Raw genomic sequence first — 16,150 nt, 5'->3', positions numbered from 1 at the left:
CAGCTTTGATCTGTACTGCCTTGAGGTGGGATCAGGCCCGGCACTCTGCCAGGCTTCTCACTTGCCCGTCGGTGGTCTGGTTGGCATCGGCAAGCCACGCTTCAAACCCGGCACCCACTGTCGGCCACTCCCCATCCAAAATCGAATACCACGCCGTATCGCGGTTCTGTCCCTTGACCACCATGTGCTGGCGGAACACCCCTTCAAAACTGAAGCCCAGGCGTTCGGCTGCGTATTTGGAGCGGGCATTGGCGTTGTTGCACTTCCATTCCAGGCGGCGGTAGCCCAGTTCAAAGGAATGCCTGGCCAGCAGGTACACCGCTTCGGTGCTTTTCGGTGAACGCTGCATCGGGGCGCCAAAGGTGACGTGGCCGATTTCGATGCGGCCCTGGGCCGGGACGATGGACATCAGGCTCAGAATCCCCTGTACCTCGCCGCTGGCACGGTCGATCACGCTGAAAAAGTACGGGTCGCTGTTGAGCGCGTGATTGTTCAGCCAGGCATCGAAGGCCGCGCGCTCGAGAAATGGGCCGTAGGGCAAATAGTCCCAAAGCTTGGGGTCGGCGCCCGGGCCTTGCAGGGCTTGCCACAGGCCATCGGCGTGCCGAGACGGGTCGAGTTTTTCCAGGCGAATGAAACGCCCCTCGATCAGTTGAGTGCTGGGCGCCGCGACGCCTTTCCAGTCTGCAAGTGAAGTCGACATGCTGTTCTCCAGGGGAGTTGTATTGAGGCCTTGGGTTCAGAGGCCTTTGCGAAACTGGATAAAACCAGGGCGCTCAGCAATACGTTCGTATAACGCAATCGCCGTGGCATTGCTCTCATGGGTCAACCAATGGACCTTGCAGCAACCATCGGCCTTGGCGGTGGTGTAGACGAATTCGATCAGTTTGCGGCCGATCCCACTGCCGCGTTGCGCCGGTTCTACCAGCAAATCCTGCAGGTAGCAGGAGTTCTCGATGCTCCAGTTGGAGCGATGGTAGATGAAATTGACCATGCCCAGCGCCTTGCCATCCTGCCAGGCCAGGGCCGAGTGCGTCGGCTCGTTGGGGTCGAGCAGGCGTTGCCAGGTGCTGGCGCTGACCGTGTCTGGCAACTCGGTGTTGTAGAAACGCAGGTACGCCTGCCACAGCGGCAACCAGGCGGCGTGATCGGCTGCGCTGACCGGGCGGATTTCAATCGGGTGCATGGGGGGCTCCTTGGGGGATGAAGCGGGCGAGGGTCTGATCGCGTACATCGGGGCTGACGGCCAGCCCGTCACGCACGCCGGCAATGTCTGCTGCGCTGCGGTTCTGGCTGAGTTTGCGCTTGCCCAGCAAACGCTCAATGGGCAGGGCGAAACCGACGATGGCCTTGAGCATGCCTTGAATGTAGTCGTCCGGCGCGTCGCTGACTTTCCAGGGCTGCGCGCGCGCCGATTCATGGCGGTCGGTCAGGCCGCTGACCAGTGCCAACAGGCGCTCGGCGTCGGTGAACACATCGGCCTGGCCGTAGGCATGCACTGCGAGGTAATTCCAGGTCGGCACCACTTTGCCGTGTTCCGCCTTGGCCGGGTAAAAGCTCGGGCTGACATAGGCCTCGGCACTGGCAAAAATCACCAGGGCCTGGCTGCCGCTCTGCAGGTCCTGCCATTGCCGGTTGGCCTTGGCCAGGTGCCCGTAGAGGGTGCCATGGGGGCCCTCGTCGTGCTTGAGCAGCAGCGGTAGGTGGCTGGCTTGCAGGCCTTGTTCGCCAACGGTCACCAACTGGGCCAAGCGCGTGTGTTGGATCAGTTGGTGCAGTTCAGGCAAATCGTCGAGGGCAAAGGCGCGGGGTGTGTACATGGAGATTTTCCTTGGCGAATGCCAGCATCCTAGGCAGGCTAATGGTTCGTTGTAAGAGCCATCTTGTGCTCATTTCATAGGACCAATGCCGGAGCTGCCACATGCCGCCCATCGAGCCCCCGCTGTCTTTCAACCCGGCAGGCATTGAGCTGGACCGCCGGCAGGGCCTGACGCGCCAGCTTTACCTGGCCTTGCGCCAGCGCATCCTCGATGCGCGCCTGGTCAGCGGTACGCGGCTGCCAGCCAGCCGTGACCTGGCGGTGGCGCTGGGGATTTCCCGCAACAGCGTGGTGCGCGCCTACGATCAGTTGTATGCCGAAGGTTTTATCGAGGGCCGGGTAGGGGATGGGACGTATGTGGCGCAGTTGCCGGAAAAATTATCCACAAAACTGTCCACAGGGTTTTCAACAGGCTTATCCCCAGCCTTATCCACAATTGATGCCGATCCGGCGGCAAATTCTCGCAAAAAAGTTATCCACAGCCCGGCTTTGGATCGTTTGCAAACCCATCATTTACCCCTGCCTCCCAGTGGACCGCCCCGGGCTTTTCGGGTGGGCGTGCCGGCATTTGACCTGTTCCCTTTTGACGTGTGGGCCAAGCTGAATGCGGCTTTCTGGCGCAAGCCGGACTTGCAGCAACTGTGCTATGGCGACCCGGCCGGCGATGAGCGCCTGCGGGGCTTGATTGCCGCCTACTTGCGCAATGCCCGGGGCCTGCAGTGCAGCGCTGCGCAAATAGTGATCACCAGTGGCGCGCAACAGGCAATCAGCCTTTGTGCACAGTTGCTGGTGCGGCCGGGAGATGGCGTAGCGATTGAAAATCCCGGCTACCGCGCCGCCGGGCACGCCTTCGCCATTGCTGGCGCACAGATGCAGGGTGTGACGGTGGACGCAGAAGGTATCGACTGCACCGCGCTGGGGGCCAATCGTGTGGTCTACGTCACGCCCTCCCATCAATACCCGCTGGGGGTGGTCATGAGTCTGGCGCGGCGCCTGGAGTTGCTGGCCTGGTCCGAGCGCAGCGACGGTTGGATCGTCGAGGATGATTACGACGGCGAATACCGCTACAGCGGCGCCCCGCTGGCGCCCTTGGCCGCGCTGGATCGCAGTGGTCGGGTGCTGTACGTCGGCACCTTTGGCAAGGTTGCGTTTCCGGCGTTGCGCCTGGGCTATCTGGTATTGCCGCCGGGGCTGGTGGACGCGTTCGCCCGGCGCCGTGCGGTGGACGTGCGCCATTCGGAAGTCAGCACCCAGGCAGTCATGGCTGAATTTATGGCCAGCGGGCATTTCCAGCGACATATCCGGCGCATGCGCCGTGCTGCGTTGAGTCGGCGCAATGCCCTGTTGGCGGGCTGGCCGCAGGGTGTGCCCGGTATGGGCAGCCTGCCTGTTGTCACGGCGGGGCTGCACCTGACCGTGCGGGTGGACAGCCTGGCGCGGGAGCGGGAATTGCTGGACCTGGCCGCCAAAGCCGATGTCGAAATCAACGGCTTGAGCAGCTATTGGTTGCCCGACTCCCTTGAGCCGCAGGACCAGCGTGCCGGCCTGGTGCTGGGTTTTGCCGCCGTGCCCGAAGAGGCCATCACCCAGGCCCTGGCGCGGTTGCGCACGGCCTGGCGGGCCGACTGAGGGTCAGGTGTTGAAAAACAGCTTGTTGGCCAATGGCAGGCGGATTTCGCTGCGATAAATCGCGATCTGGCCACGGTCATTGCTGCTCGTGGACTGGAAGGCGCCGCCGAGTTTCTGCTGCTCACGGGTCTTCAGATGCCCGGCGGTATAGTCAGGCAGCGCCGCTTGTGGTGACCCGTAGTGAAAGTGCGCGTACCACAGCACCTCGTGGGTTTGATGGTCACGTACCTCGTATTCGTCCAGGTAGTTCTTGCCCGGTCCTTTGAGCCGCCGGCGGTTGACGACCTTGGCAATTTCCACCAGCCCCTTGTCGTACATCCATTCGACTCGGGCGGCTGTGGGCGGTTGTTGCTTGGTCATGCTGATGCGCGTCTGCGTGCCCTGTTCGTAAAGGCGCTCGGCCGTGTCGTTGAGCTGCTTGTTGAGGGTGGCCGCGGAAGGACGATCACTTTCGGTCAGATTGAGTTCGGTGAGCGCCTGTTCAATCGTGCTGACCGCACGCTCCAGGCGGGCGGCATACTGGTGGAACATCTCTTCGATTTCCACCGGGATCCGCCCGGCTTTTTTTGAGTGGGAGATGATGCGCTGGGTCGCCTCGGGCTCGCCTTCGAGCACGCTTTTGCCCGCGTTGATGCTGACGCCCAGGTCCACCGCCGGAGGCGGCCGCGAGGTGCTGGCCTGCTGCTCGCGTTCGACCCAGACCCCTGGGGTTTTTTCGTGGAAGGTGGCAATCACCTTGCCCGTCATGGGTTCCTTCACGTCCACCAGATCGCTTTGGGTTTCCCGAGGCTCGCCCACCACCACGCCGTCGAAGCGGGTCTTGATGATTTTCTTTTTCGGCGTTTGCACAACCTTGGCGGTCTCGGGCTTGGGTTCCAGGGCTTTTCTTTCGCGCAAGCATTGCGCCAGATTCTGCTCCGCGCGGCGGGCGAACTCGTCGATGTGCTGGCGCAGGCTCTCCAGCGGCTCGCGCAGCACCTGCTCCGGGTGCTCGGCGTGCAGGTCCAGCAAGCGCTGGTCGTTGATCGCAAACTGGTCGAGCAGGCTGTTGAGCGCTTCGATGCGCTCATCCAGGGAGCTTTCACTGATGGTGCTGACCATTTCGATCAGGCTCTGGATGTGAATGTCCGCCGCCTCGCTGATGTCATGCAGGCGCGCGCGCGCATCGACAAAGGCCTCGCCCTTGCCTTCCTTGATGCACAGGTAGCGCTGCAGGGTGATGTTGTAAGCCTTCAGGTCCGGCAGGGCGAGGTTGGGCAGCGCCTGCATCGTGGCCTGGATCACCCTGGCGCCTTCGATCCCGAGGTTTTCCAGTTGGCGAAAACGGGTGTCGATGTATTCCAGGCGCTGGATCATATCCACGGTCAAGGTCGACATGGCCTGTGCCTGCGCAGCTTGCTCCCTGGGGTTGGGCGCTCCCTCGGTCTCTATCGCGGCCAAGGTCGAGGACAGCAGGGCGCGAAACGGCTCCAGGCGTTCGGCGATGACGGAGCGGGTCAGCAGCACCTGCTTGTTCAGGTAATCGATCATGTAGCCCTGATAATTGGGCACGGTGTCGATAATGTTCAGGGACCGCAGTTGACGGATCGGGACCTCGTATTCGGCCCTGCGCTCGTCGGCCTTTTCGATGAAGGACTCGCGGCGTTCCCCGGTGGAAGGGCCCGCTCCGGTGCCGATCTCGGCGTAAGCAGCAGAGATCTGCGATTGGCGGAGATTTTCAGTGGCGTCAAAGCGATTGAGTTTGTCCTTCAGGTCGCTGATGCGCGAAGGTTTTTCGGCCTGGGCGGCGCGTCGGCGGTTCCTGAAGCCACCCCCGCGCAGGCGCAGGCGGGTATCGATAAACCACTGGCCGGCCAGGTTGGACTGCAGCAAGGGGCCGGTGCGCGAAGGCGTGTTGGGGTCGATGATCACCACGTTGGAATGGCTGTCGACGTTGACTTCGAACCAGCGCTCTGCCACCGGCGCATACCACTTTTCCCCCTGCGGATAGAGGTGCAGGTGCAGGCCCGGCGTCTTGTTCTGGGCGCCCAGCCCTGTGGGCCTGCTGACTTTGAAACCGTCGAGCGTCGCGGCCAGCCTTGTGGGAAGGCTGTTCAGGGCACCGCTGGTGTACAGCGTGTCTTGATGCCGCGCCTGCCGCTCGGGTTCGCTGAGGTTGGGCTGTTTCACCACTACCACCTTGCGAACCGGTGTGGCGGGTTCTTCGACCGGTACCGGTGGCGTTGCCGGTAGACGTTTGAGGGGTTCGACCTGCTTGGGCGGATGGCGCAGGGCGACGTGCAGGATCAGCGCCATACCCAGGTTCAGCAACAGATCGGCCTCGGCTGCCCAGGAGGCCTGTGGGTCGTCGAGCTCCTGGGCCTGCTCGATGGTCTGCAAGTCGTCCATGATTTGCCAGATCCACGCGGCGATTCCCAGCGTGCGCCCGAAAAAAGGCAACACCGCGCTGAAAATCTGCCAGGCCGCCTGGCGGTAAGACGCCCAGCGTTTCTGCACATTGGACACCGATTGCCGGGTCGCCAGTTCGACCAGCGCGTTGGCATTGGCGGTGAATAGCGTGTGCAGGGTGTCATTGCCCAGCACCTCATCGCTCAAGGCGATGGGGCCACTCATATACAACAGGGTCTGCGACTCGATCAGCCCCCTCACCACCGTCCAGGGCGAGGGCAATTTATAGGGGAACACGTATTGGGCGTAGTTGAAGCGTGCGCCCTCCGGTAGCCAGGCCAGTACCGATTCGCGCAGGTTGTGGTCATGTTTGATGGCGTAAAGCAGGTTTTGCCGGGACGGGAATTGAATCAGCGACGGGTTCAGCAACGGCCGGTACAGCAGGCAGGGGCCACGCGTGTGATCACGGGGGCCGATCACAAACATGTTGGCGACGACATCCTGTTTGGGTGTGGGGCGCAGTGTCGGCACAAAGCCCAGCGCCCGGATGACGATCTCTTGCCCTTCGACCTTGCGCTCATGTGGCTCCACCTGCATGGCTGCGGCGACGTAGCGAAAGCCCTGGCCGTCGATGCCGTGCTTGTGCTGAACCTTCCACTGCAGGGCCTGCAGGGGTAATTGCACCTGCAGGTGCATGGCGTACAGGGTCTGTCGGCGCTTGGATTCCAGGGGGTCATCCAGCAGCTTCTGTTTGATCAAGGCCGGGTAGTGCTTGCCGATGTCGAGGTCTTCGATCACGCCCTTGAGGTAGCTATAGGACAGCCACGCGGGTGCCTGGCTGCCTTTGTAGAGCACACGGGCCTGGCCGGTGGGAAGGCCGGCAAGGTTTTCCAGCGCCAGGTCTATCAGGCCGCGGCGGGTAATGGTGTTGGGGCCGGGCACGACAAAGGTACCCCACACTTGCGGGCTTTCGATGATGATCTCGATGTCGTCCACCTCAAGATGGGCACCCTCTCGATGGGCCTGAATGCGGTCCTGCAACTGTTGCCGGGCGTAGGTGCGGATTGGCGCAATGCCGTCGTTGAACAACCGGCCATGGTTATGGCTGTGCAGTTCGGCCAGGTCCACCAACAGGCGGCTGTAAAGGGATACGTCGAGGTCAGAAGCATCAGCCAGCCAAGGTGGAATACGCTCATGGATGTGGCGGATATTGGACAGTTCGTGATCGCTCAACTCTTCAATGCCCGGCAGGATGCGGGCGATGATCGGGCTTGGCTCACCATCGTCTGCGCTGCCCGGCGAATCGGTGTCGACCAAAGCGCCAATCACCCCGAGCTGCATGGCGATCAAGGCACAGGCCTGGTTGTCGAAATAGTTTGCCGGGGGTTCGTACAACCGCCAGTGCAAGGACAGGTCCGGGTGGGTGCGGGACAGTGTGGCGGGTAGGGCTTGCTCCAGTTGTTCGAGGGAGTCGAACCGTTGATAACCTTGCGCCAGCGAGTGCATCAGAATCAGAGGGCGTTGCTCATGCTCGCCGATCAGCACCGCCGTGCCCGAAAGGCCGAGGTGGCATGTCTGCCCGTTACTCAGGGTATCGATGTCGATCAGGTAGGCGCGGGATTTGTACGGATCTTGAGCGGTGCGTGTGGCGTGCTCGGGGTACTGGAAAAATATTCTGGCCATCGCGCATTCCTGCGCGCTCCAGCCTTCATGCTCGGTGACGCTCCAGACTCTGCGCAACATGTTGGAGAAGGCTTTCCAGCGTGGGCCTGTACCGGTGTTGGAGGTATTCCAGTAGTCCAGTTGCTGCTCTTGAAAGGCACTGAACAACAGGCTGGACAGCTCGTTTATCAGGCGTGCGATGGCATCGATTTTCACCGGCAGGTGAACGGGTGGCTGTGCCGAAGGGTCCAGCGTGAGGAAATGCTCGCCGTCGATGTAGTCCACCGGTTCGGGCGACAACGCCTGGCGCGCCAGAATGCTGGTCAACGACTCGCAAAGGGGCGCAAGCGGCTGCATGTTGCTGACGGTAATACGCCAGCGGGGGGTGACCACCACCGCCAGGTCCGGGTCGATATCCAGCAGCGGGTATTGCTCCTTGAGCGCCGAGCGCAAGGTGGCGGCGGCAACGTCCCGGCTCGAAGGGCCGGTCGTCAGTTGGGTGAGCAGGTCGTAGGTACTGGGGGGGCGATTGTTCGCGTTGCTCTGGTTAGCGGTAGGGGATTGATTGGGCATCTTCAGCTCCTTGATGGTGGACAGACCTTCAGAGACGCAAGGTACTGACCGCAGGCGCTGCGATGACGGTAGATAGTTGCGGCCCACCCCGGTTCGGCGGTGGGCGGCAAGGGGGCAACCTCAGGTGCCGGACTTGATCCGCGTCCAGGCGCGGGTCCTGGCGCGTTCTGCCTTGCTGTCCAGGGGCTTGAGGGTATAGAGCGTCGCCATGGCGGCTTCGGTGGGGTACAGGTTGGGGTTGTTGCGTATGGCCGGGGCAACCTGCGCGGTGGCGTCCTTGTTGGGGTTGGGGTAACCGACAAAGTCACTGATGGGCGCAATCACCTGGGGCTGCAGCAGGTAGTTGATAAAGGTGTAGGCGTCCTGCGGATTCTTCGCCCCCTTGGGAATGGCAAGCATGTCGAACCAGATCGGCGCGCCTTCCTTGGGCAGGCGCATGTCGACGGTCACGCCATTGTTGGCTTCCTTGGCGCGGTTGGCGGCCTGGGAAAAGCTGCCGGAATAACCGACCGCCACGCAGATGTCGCCATTGGCGATATCGGCCATGTACTTGGATGAATGAAAGTAGGTGATGTACGGGCGGATCTCGAGCAGCAGGGCCTGGGCTTTTTCATAGTCCGCAGGCTTGTTGCTGTTGGGGTCTAGGCCCAGGTGCTGCAGGGCCAGTGGCAGGATCTCGGACGGCGAGTCCAGCAGGGCGACGCCGCACTGCTTGAGTTTGCTGATGTTCTCTTGCTTGAAGATCAGGTCCCAGCTGTCCACCGGTGCATCGGCGCCCAGGGCGGCCTTGACCTTGTCCGGGTTGAAGCCGATGAGGATGGTGCCGTACATGTAGGGCACCGCGTGTTTGTTGCCGGGATCGTTGGCCTCGATCAGCTTCATCAGCTTGGGATCGAGGTGGTTCCAGTTGGGCAACTGGCTGCGATCCAGGGGCTGGAACACCCCGGCCTCGATCTGCTTGGCCAGAAACACATTGGACGGCACCACCACGTCATACCCGGAGTTGCCAGTCAGCAGCTTGGCTTCCAGGGCTTCGTTGGTGTCGAAGATGTCGTACACCAGTTTGATCGCCGGGTTCTGCGCCTTGAACTCGTCCAGGGCCTTGGGCGTGATGTAGTCGAACCAGTTGTAGACCCGCAGGGTTTTTTCGTCGGCGTGGGCGGCGGTGCTGAACACGGCAGCGCAGAGCATAAGCGACTTGAGCATGTTCATTGGGCTGCCCCCTCAAAACCTTCGAGTACGTTGACGGCGTTGATGCCGATTTCTGCCACTGCGTAGCCGCCTTCCATCACAAACAGCGTCGGCTTGCCCAGGCACGCGATACGCGCGCCCATGGCCAGGTAGTCCGGGCTGTCGAGCAAAAATTGCGAGATGGGATCGTCCTTGAACGTGTCCACGCCCAGGGACACCACGATGATCTCGGCGCCATAGCTCTCGATCTTGCGGCAGGCCTGTTCCAGCGCAGCGCTCCAGGTGTCCCAGGCGGAACCGGCCGGCAGCGGGTAATTGAAGTTGAAACCCTCGCCGGCACCTTCGCCCAACTCATCGGCATACCCGAGGAAGAACGGAAACTCGGCCTGCGGATCTCCATGGATCGAAGTGAACAGCACATCGCTGCGCGCGTAGAAGATCGACTGGGTGCCGTTGCCATGGTGGTAATCCACATCGAGGATCGCGACCTTTTTACAGCCCTGGTCGATAAAGGCCTGGGCGGCGATGGCGGCGTTGTTGAGGTAGCAATAACCGCCCATCAAGTCGCCGGCGGCGTGATGCCCCGGCGGTCGGCACAAAGCAAAGGCGCTGTGGGCGCCCTGTTGGATCGCCTGTTGCGCCGTCAGTGCGACCTGCGCCGCGCTGTAGGCCGCTTGCCAGGTACCGGCGGTAATCGGCGCGCCGCCGTCGAAGCTGTAATAGCCCAGTTGGCCGTGCAGGCTGGTGGGCAGCACGCGGCGCAAGGTGCGGGCGGGCCAGGTGTAGGGCAGCAGGTCGCCGTCCTGGCGCATTTCTACCCAGCGGGCCCACGCGCCCTGGAAGAAGTCGAGGTAGTCGCGGCTGTGGATGCGTTGCAATGGCGCCAGGCCAAAGTCCTGGGGCGCTTGCACCGGGCCCAGTTCACGGTCCTTGACCCGTTGCAGCACGTGATCGGCGCGCGAGGGCATTTCAAAGCAGGGCATCAATTGCCCGTCCATCAATTCGCAACGGCCGTGGTGCAGGTGGTGATCGTCCGAGTAGATCGTCAGCATTTTTGTTGTGCTCCGCAGGCTGCTTGGGATGCCTTGCAGTGTTGCGGGGTACACCGGTTTGGAGAACGGCAGGAGCGGCCAAAAGGGGATAAATATGGCCAGATTATCTGTCCGTAATTCGCCCCTCCATGGAGCGTCATGCTCGAAATTGGCTCGGCGCCACGCCGCTCCAGCGTACAAAGGCATGCCGGAAGCTCGCGGTCTCGCTGAAACCCAACTGCTCGGCGATTCGGTAGATCGGCCACTGGTCTTGCGCCAACAGTTGCTTGGCGCGCTCAAAGCGCAGTTCGTCCAGCAGCTCCTGATAGCTGCAGCCCAGGTCGTGCAGGCGCCGGCGCAGGGTGCGCGGCGAACAGTTCATCTGCTGGGCCAGGCCATCGAGCCCCGGTGCGGCGTGCAGTTGTGCCGTGAGCAATTGGCGGACCCGCCCCAGCCAGGCCTCGCGCCCGGTGAATTCGGTGTTCTGTTTGCGGCAGCGCTCGGCCATGGCCCGGTGGGTCACGGTGTCGGCCAGGGGCAAAGGTTGGGCGAGCCAGCGCTGGTCAAAAGCGAACGCATTGGTCGTGGCCTGGAACTGCAAACGGCAGTCGAAGCACTCGGCGTAGCGCGCCTGGTAATCCGGCGCGGCATGCTCAAAGCGTGCACCCAACAAGGGCAGCGGGTGACCGAGCAGGTCGTCGCAGATCACCTTCAACGACCCCAGGCACAGCTCCACATTGAACGCGGTCAGCGCCGGGCTCTCTCGGTAATCGCTGGCGGTGAACCAGATACGCTCGCCGTCTTCCACAAGGCTCAGTTCGAACAGTGTTCCCAACAGCGCCGGATAACGCAGGGCCAGGCGCAAAGCGTCACCGAAAGTGGCACTGGTGAGCAGGGCATAGCCGAGCATGCCGTAGGCCGATACGTGCATGCGCCGTCCCACGATCAGCCCGATATCGCGCTGCAAGGCCACCGCATTGGCGCACACCTGCATCTCCTGGTGCGTGGCGATGCGTGTGTCGGCGCGGCTCAAGTCCGCCGCACAGATACCGCTGCCGGCCAGCAGCGCTTCGGCGGGCAAGCCTTCGGCCTTGAAGGTGCTGAGCACCAGGGAAACGGCATTGAGGGTGGTGAGGTGGGAGTGCAGCATGGGAACTTCCAGCCAGGGGATGGCTGGAAGTGGAGCAAGTTATATGCCGCTCAGCGCAGTTCGCCGCACAGGTCCAGTTCGACCAGGCGCCGCACTTCGTTGTTGGGCAGCCCGGCGCCGAGCAGGGCTTGCAGCTTGCCGAACGCGGCTTCGCGGGTCATGCCGCCACCGGACAATACTCCGACCCCACGCAAGCGGCTGCCCGCTTCATACACGTCCAGTTCCACGCCACCTTCATGGCATTGGGTGATTGCCACGACCACGATGTGCCGATCCTGCGCACGCTGCAGGCTGGCGAGGAACGCCGGGTTATCGCTCGGCCCGGTGCCACTGCCAAAGCATTCCAGCACCAGCGCCTGGATGCCACTGTCCACCAATGCATCCAGTTGCCCGGCATCAATGCCCGGTACCAGCGGTAGTACGCCGACATTGGCCAGGGCCTTGGGCTGGCGGTAGTCCAGGGCGGCGGGCAACGCCTGGGCCTTGGCCACGCCACCGTTGCGCTGCAACGCGGCAAACGGATGCCGGCCAAAACTGCGGATCTTCGCGCAACGGGTCGGCGCCATCAGGGCGCCGTGGAAGTACAGGTGCACACCCGGTGCCAGGCCTTCGCCCAACGCCGCCAGGGCGCCGCTGACGTTTTCCCAGGCATCGCTGTCGGGCACGCCGGCTGGCAGCATCGAGCCGGTGAACACCACCGGCGCCGGCAGGCCCAGCAGTTGGAAACTCATGGCCGCCGCGCTGTAGGCCAGGGTGTCGGTGCCATGCAGGATCAGTACGGCGTCGCAGCCTTCGTCCACGGCTTCGACCACGGCGCTGCGCAGGCGCTGCCAGTAGGCGGGCGTCATATTGGCGCTGTCGATCAGCGGCGCCATTTCCCTGAAACGCCAAGTGGGCGCTGGCAGGTGGGCAAGTTGTTCGCGCATGCGCGCTTCAAAACCCGAAGCGGGCGCCAGGCCGTTGGCGCTGGCCTGCATGCCGATGGTGCCGCCGGTGTAGAGCACCATGATGTGATTGGCTTTGGACATCGAAGAATCTCCTGAACGAAAAACGCCGCCGGGCCCAGAGCATGCCCAAGGCCGGGCGGCGTGTCATCTGTCTACGCTCAGCGTTGCACTTGGGCGTTCAGTGGCACGGTTGCTTGAGCGGTTGGCTCAGGCTGCACCGGGTTGGCCGGCCAGGCCTTGCGGTCCAGGTCCAGGTCGGGGAACTGGCTGGAGTCGAACACCGGGGTCTTGATGCCCGCCGCGCGCTGGTTGTCGTAGTCGTTGAGGATGCGCATGGCGATCTTGAACAGGAACGCCAGGGCGAACAGGTTGACGAACGCCAGCATGGTCATGGTGATGTCGGCGAAGGCGAACACCGTGCTGAGGTTCTCGATCGAGCCCCAGAAAATCAGGACCAGCACCAACGCGCGATAACCGATCAGCACTTTGCGGTTGTTACCCACCAAAAAGCGCAGGTTGCTCTCGCCCAGGTAGTAGTTGTACATGATCGAGGTGAACACGAACAACGCCAGGGCTACCGAGATAAACATCCGCCCCCAGTCACCCACCACGGCCGCCAGGGAGTTCTGGGTCAGGGCAATGCCGTCGCCTTCAAAACCTGGGGTGTAGAAGCCCGACAGCAGGATCAGCAGTGCGGTGCAAGTGCAGATGATAAAGGTGTCGAGGAACACGCTGAACGCCTGCACCACGCCCTGGGCAACGGGGTGTTCCACCGAGGCCACGGCTGCCACGTTGGGCGCGCTGCCCAGGCCTGCTTCGTTGGCGAACACGCCGCGCTTCACGCCCATGATGATCGCACTGCCCACCAGGCCGCCGAAGGCCTGGTCCAGACCGAAGGCGCTCTTGACGATAGTCGCGAGCATGGCCGGTACCTGGTCGAATTGCAGCACGATCACGTAGACCGTCACGGCGATGTACACCAGGGTCTTGACCGGCACCAGCAGGTCGGCGATCGAGGCGATGCGCTTGATCCCGCCGATAAACACCAGGCCCAGCAAGACCGCGAGGGCCAGGCCGGTGTAGGTGGTGTCAAAGCCAAACGCGTTGTTCAGCGAGTGGGTCACGGCATGGGCTTGCAGGCCGTTGAAGGCGAACCCGAAGGTCACCAGCAGCAGGAACGCCATCACCATGCCCAGCCAGCGTTTCTGCAGGCCGTGCTGGATGTAATAGGCCGGGCCGCCACGGTAGGTGCCTTCGGCGTCGGTGCGTTTGTAGAGCTGGCCGAGGGAGCACTCGATAAAGCTCGAGGACATGCCCACTAGCGCGGTGACCCACATCCAGAACACGGCACCCGGCCCGCCCAGGGTCACGGCAATGCCGACGCCGGCGATGTTACCGGCGCCCACCCGCCCGGCCAGGCTGAGCATCAGCGCCTGGAACGAACTGAGTTGGCCGGCACTGCTTTTCAGGCTGTCGCGAAACACCGCGAACATGTGAAAGAAGTGACGAAACTGAACGAAACGCGAGCGGATCGTGAAGTAACCACCGAGCCCGACAATGAGCACGATCAGTACTTTTCCTGAGAGGAAGTCGTTAATGACTTCTAGCATGGAGTATTCCTCGCTGTTTTTTGTAAAAGCAAAAGCCGGACGGCTCGACTCCAACCCATTTCGCAGACAGCACGATAGGTGGGGCGAGTGGTCGTCCCGGTTCCAAGTCGCGGGTTGTTATTAGTTCGGCGTTCGCATGCGGCTGGCGGCCGTGCATGCGAAGAGGGGCGGCACTATACCTAGGTGCGCGCCAGCCGTCTGCAAGCAGCGCAACTGGGCGAGGAATGGTAGGCGGGCAAAGAGCTGAACCGTTTCACTATTGTAGGAGCGAGCTGCTCGCGAAAAACGCCCAGGCACCGCGTTTTTCAGGGCGCCGGCGTCATCGTTGGCGATCTTCGCGAGCAAGCCCGCTCCTACAAGGGGGCGTCAGAAGTAATAACCAATGTTCACATTGGTGCGGTAATACCATTCGTTGCTGCCCACCGAACTGGTGTTGGTAAAACCGCTGCCATTCTCTGCACCGCCATAGGGGTTGGCGTTGCGCGCCCAGGTAAAGTCGACCCAGGCCATCACCGGCATCGCCAGGAACTGCGCGCCCACGGTGAACATCTGCGAATCATCCCAGGCGCTCTTGTCTTTCATCATCCGACTGTAGTCGGTGTACAGCTTGACCTTCTTCAACTGCCCCAGGGTCGGGGTGTAGACGTCATAACCGAGGTTGACCGAGGCCAGGCTGGCCTTGGAGGCGATCAGGTACGCCGGGGTCAGGCCGTTGCCGCCCATCAACACCGAATCCTTGCTGACGCCGGCCGGGTTTTCGGGATCGTATTCGTAGCGGATGGCCTGGGTGGTGACCGTCCACAGCCCCTTGTTGATGATGGCGTGTACGCCCGCGGCCCAGTAGTCGCCATCATCCTTGGTAGTGGCGTTGTACAACTGGGCGGTGACCAGCGAGGCGCCGATCTCGGTCTTCCAGCCATCGCTGTTGAAGGTGCGCGCCACGCGGGCGTTGAGCTGGTTGCGTTTCTCGTTGTCCTGGCGCGATTGGGTAAAGGCAATCGCATTGTCTTTCAGGTCGGCGTAACGCCCGACTTCCGGCGAGTAGCGAATATCGCTGGGCAACATGCGCGGGAAGAAGCCAAGCTGCACGTCCCAGTCCTGGTCCTTGTAGCTGTACTTGAGGCCGGTGCCGGCACTTGAGGCGTAGCCCATGAAAAACGGCAGGTGGTAGCTCCAGCCAAATTGCGGATAGGGCTCCAGGCCAAACGGCTTGAACGGCGCCCCCAGTTGCAGGTTGGAATTGGCGTTGAGCCGATAACCGACAAACCCCCGGTCGATGGAGCGCTTGCCGTCGTCCTGGAACCAGTAGCCGATATCGCTATAGAGGCTCTTGTAGGTGGCCTGCACATCCAGGCGGAACGTGTCGAAGAGAAACCGGCCATTGTTCTCGGTGGTGTCCCAATGCTCGTCGCGATAGTTGGTACGCAGCGCACCGCCGATATCCAGGCTGCTGTCACCGCTATCGCTGCGCCAGGAAATATGCGGGAAAGGTTTTTTGGCCGCGTTGGCCCGCACCGGCTCGGAAGGAATGGGTTCTGCGGCGAAACTGCTGAAACTGGCAAACATCAATCCTGCACACAAGACGCGCTTCATAGAGACCTCTCTACCGGGTGATCGGCAACACTCGTCCGCTTGCCTTTAAAGGCAACTAAGGAGGGAGCGGGTCTTACCGGGTTTAAGTGTTGGTTATTATTGTTTTATCGGCGAAACGCCGTTTAATCAGTGAATGCACAGGAGTAGAGCAGGAAGTGTGCCAGGCGGCGTGTTAGTTTGTTTTTTATAAAAATATCATTAAAAACAATTGTTTATATGGGAAACAAAGCTGTTTGTATAACCCATGAAACAACCCGCAAGTGCGGTAACAAAGTTGCCCGTGATAGGTGCGTCTTTATTGCACGCTGCCAATGAAATGGGCACTTGTGTGTTTACGGATGAATAATGATTTGCCTATTAATGTGTTCGATAAACGGCTACCTGACATTTTGGCGAGGTGCCTTCTGTGGCGAGGGGGCTTGCCGGAACGCCGTATCGCCCCCGCTGGGCTGCGAAGCAGCCCCAATGCAACTCACTGCCCACTGTCAGACAGACCGAGGTGACTGGGTTTAGGGCTGCTTCGCAGCCCAGCGGGGGCGATACGGCGTTCCGGCAAG

Annotated in this window: 11 protein-coding genes; 1 reads left to right on the top strand and 10 read right to left on the bottom strand. The window is 61.9% G+C overall.

Going from position 1 to position 16,150, the window contains the following annotated elements; all coding sequences use genetic code 11:
- Positions 1 to 31: 31 nt before the first annotated feature.
- Genes GDV60_RS00485 through GDV60_RS00475 form a run of 3 tightly spaced genes read right to left on the bottom strand, consistent with a single transcriptional unit; the run spans position 32 to position 1,820 of the window.
- Positions 32 to 703: a GNAT family N-acetyltransferase gene (locus GDV60_RS00485; protein ID WP_133715211.1), complete on the bottom strand. Its 672-nt coding sequence runs from the start codon at positions 701 to 703 to the stop codon at positions 32 to 34.
- A gap of 36 nt (positions 704 to 739) precedes the next feature.
- Entirely contained in the window at positions 740 to 1,186 is a 447-nt protein-coding gene (locus tag GDV60_RS00480) for a GNAT family N-acetyltransferase (RefSeq protein WP_159905963.1), read from the bottom strand.
- Entirely contained in the window at positions 1,173 to 1,820 is a 648-nt protein-coding gene (locus tag GDV60_RS00475; RefSeq protein WP_159905961.1) for an FMN-binding negative transcriptional regulator, read from the bottom strand. The genes GDV60_RS00480 and GDV60_RS00475 overlap by 14 nt, the downstream gene beginning before the upstream one ends.
- Before the next feature lie 101 nt (positions 1,821 to 1,921).
- Between GDV60_RS00475 and GDV60_RS00470 the strand changes: the two genes are divergently transcribed.
- Positions 1,922 to 3,448: a PLP-dependent aminotransferase family protein gene (locus tag GDV60_RS00470; protein ID WP_159905959.1), complete on the top strand. Its 1,527-nt coding sequence runs from the start codon at positions 1,922 to 1,924 to the stop codon at positions 3,446 to 3,448.
- A gap of 3 nt (positions 3,449 to 3,451) precedes the next feature.
- Here GDV60_RS00470 and GDV60_RS00465 read toward each other — a convergent pair whose 3' ends face one another.
- The 7 genes from GDV60_RS00465 to GDV60_RS00435 all read right to left on the bottom strand — a co-directional run bounded on the left by GDV60_RS00465 (position 3,452) and on the right by GDV60_RS00435 (position 15,593).
- Positions 3,452 to 8,071 carry a dermonecrotic toxin domain-containing protein gene (locus GDV60_RS00465; protein ID WP_159905957.1) on the bottom strand — a complete coding sequence of 1,540 codons (4,620 nt, stop codon included), beginning with the start codon at positions 8,069 to 8,071 and terminating at the stop codon, positions 3,452 to 3,454.
- 120 nt (positions 8,072 to 8,191) lie between these two features.
- Positions 8,192 to 9,283: a polyamine ABC transporter substrate-binding protein gene (locus GDV60_RS00460; protein ID WP_133715215.1), complete on the bottom strand. Its 1,092-nt coding sequence runs from the start codon at positions 9,281 to 9,283 to the stop codon at positions 8,192 to 8,194.
- Positions 9,280 to 10,314 carry a histone deacetylase family protein gene (locus tag GDV60_RS00455; RefSeq protein WP_159905955.1) on the bottom strand — a complete coding sequence of 345 codons (1,035 nt, stop codon included), beginning with the start codon at positions 10,312 to 10,314 and terminating at the stop codon, positions 9,280 to 9,282. Before GDV60_RS00455 ends, GDV60_RS00460 begins: the two co-directional genes overlap by 4 nt.
- A 136-nt stretch (positions 10,315 to 10,450) precedes the next feature.
- Positions 10,451 to 11,443 (bottom strand): AraC family transcriptional regulator, encoded by a 993-nt coding sequence (locus tag GDV60_RS00450; RefSeq protein WP_092232238.1) that lies wholly within the window; start codon positions 11,441 to 11,443, stop codon positions 10,451 to 10,453.
- A 50-nt stretch (positions 11,444 to 11,493) separates the two neighbouring features.
- Positions 11,494 to 12,471, bottom strand: a complete 978-nt coding sequence (locus GDV60_RS00445) for an asparaginase (RefSeq protein WP_159905953.1) — start codon at positions 12,469 to 12,471, stop codon at positions 11,494 to 11,496.
- A 77-nt stretch (positions 12,472 to 12,548) separates the two neighbouring features.
- Positions 12,549 to 14,000: a sodium:alanine symporter family protein gene (locus tag GDV60_RS00440; RefSeq protein ID WP_159905951.1), complete on the bottom strand. Its 1,452-nt coding sequence runs from the start codon at positions 13,998 to 14,000 to the stop codon at positions 12,549 to 12,551.
- Between the two features lie 366 nt (positions 14,001 to 14,366).
- Positions 14,367 to 15,593, bottom strand: coding sequence for a hypothetical protein (locus tag GDV60_RS00435; protein WP_133715218.1), 1,227 nt, complete (start codon positions 15,591 to 15,593; stop codon positions 14,367 to 14,369).
- Between the last annotated feature and the right edge of the window lie 557 nt (positions 15,594 to 16,150).

Origin of the sequence: Pseudomonas sp. DTU12.1 (assembly GCF_009873475.1) — a bacterium.
Lineage (GTDB): Bacteria > Pseudomonadota > Gammaproteobacteria > Pseudomonadales > Pseudomonadaceae > Aquipseudomonas > Aquipseudomonas proteolytica.
This window is presented reverse-complemented; position numbering and strand designations above follow the sequence as displayed.

Bases quoted from the DNA above. Each gene is read 5' to 3' on its own strand.
- GDV60_RS00485 (WP_133715211.1), bottom strand. From the start codon at position 703: ATGTCGACTTCACTTGCAGACTGGAAAGGCGTCGCGGCGCCCAGCACT.
- GDV60_RS00480 (WP_159905963.1), bottom strand. From the start codon at position 1,186: ATGCACCCGATTGAAATCCGCCCGGTCAGCGCAGCCGATCACGCCGCC.
- GDV60_RS00475 (WP_159905961.1), bottom strand. From the start codon at position 1,820: ATGTACACACCCCGCGCCTTTGCCCTCGACGATTTGCCTGAACTGCAC.
- GDV60_RS00470 (WP_159905959.1), top strand. From the start codon at position 1,922: ATGCCGCCCATCGAGCCCCCGCTGTCTTTCAACCCGGCAGGCATTGAG.
- GDV60_RS00465 (WP_159905957.1), bottom strand. From the start codon at position 8,071: ATGCCCAATCAATCCCCTACCGCTAACCAGAGCAACGCGAACAATCGC.
- GDV60_RS00460 (WP_133715215.1), bottom strand. From the start codon at position 9,283: ATGAACATGCTCAAGTCGCTTATGCTCTGCGCTGCCGTGTTCAGCACC.
- GDV60_RS00455 (WP_159905955.1), bottom strand. From the start codon at position 10,314: ATGCTGACGATCTACTCGGACGATCACCACCTGCACCACGGCCGTTGC.
- GDV60_RS00450 (WP_092232238.1), bottom strand. From the start codon at position 11,443: ATGCTGCACTCCCACCTCACCACCCTCAATGCCGTTTCCCTGGTGCTC.
- GDV60_RS00445 (WP_159905953.1), bottom strand. From the start codon at position 12,471: ATGTCCAAAGCCAATCACATCATGGTGCTCTACACCGGCGGCACCATC.
- GDV60_RS00440 (WP_159905951.1), bottom strand. From the start codon at position 14,000: ATGCTAGAAGTCATTAACGACTTCCTCTCAGGAAAAGTACTGATCGTG.
- GDV60_RS00435 (WP_133715218.1), bottom strand. From the start codon at position 15,593: ATGAAGCGCGTCTTGTGTGCAGGATTGATGTTTGCCAGTTTCAGCAGT.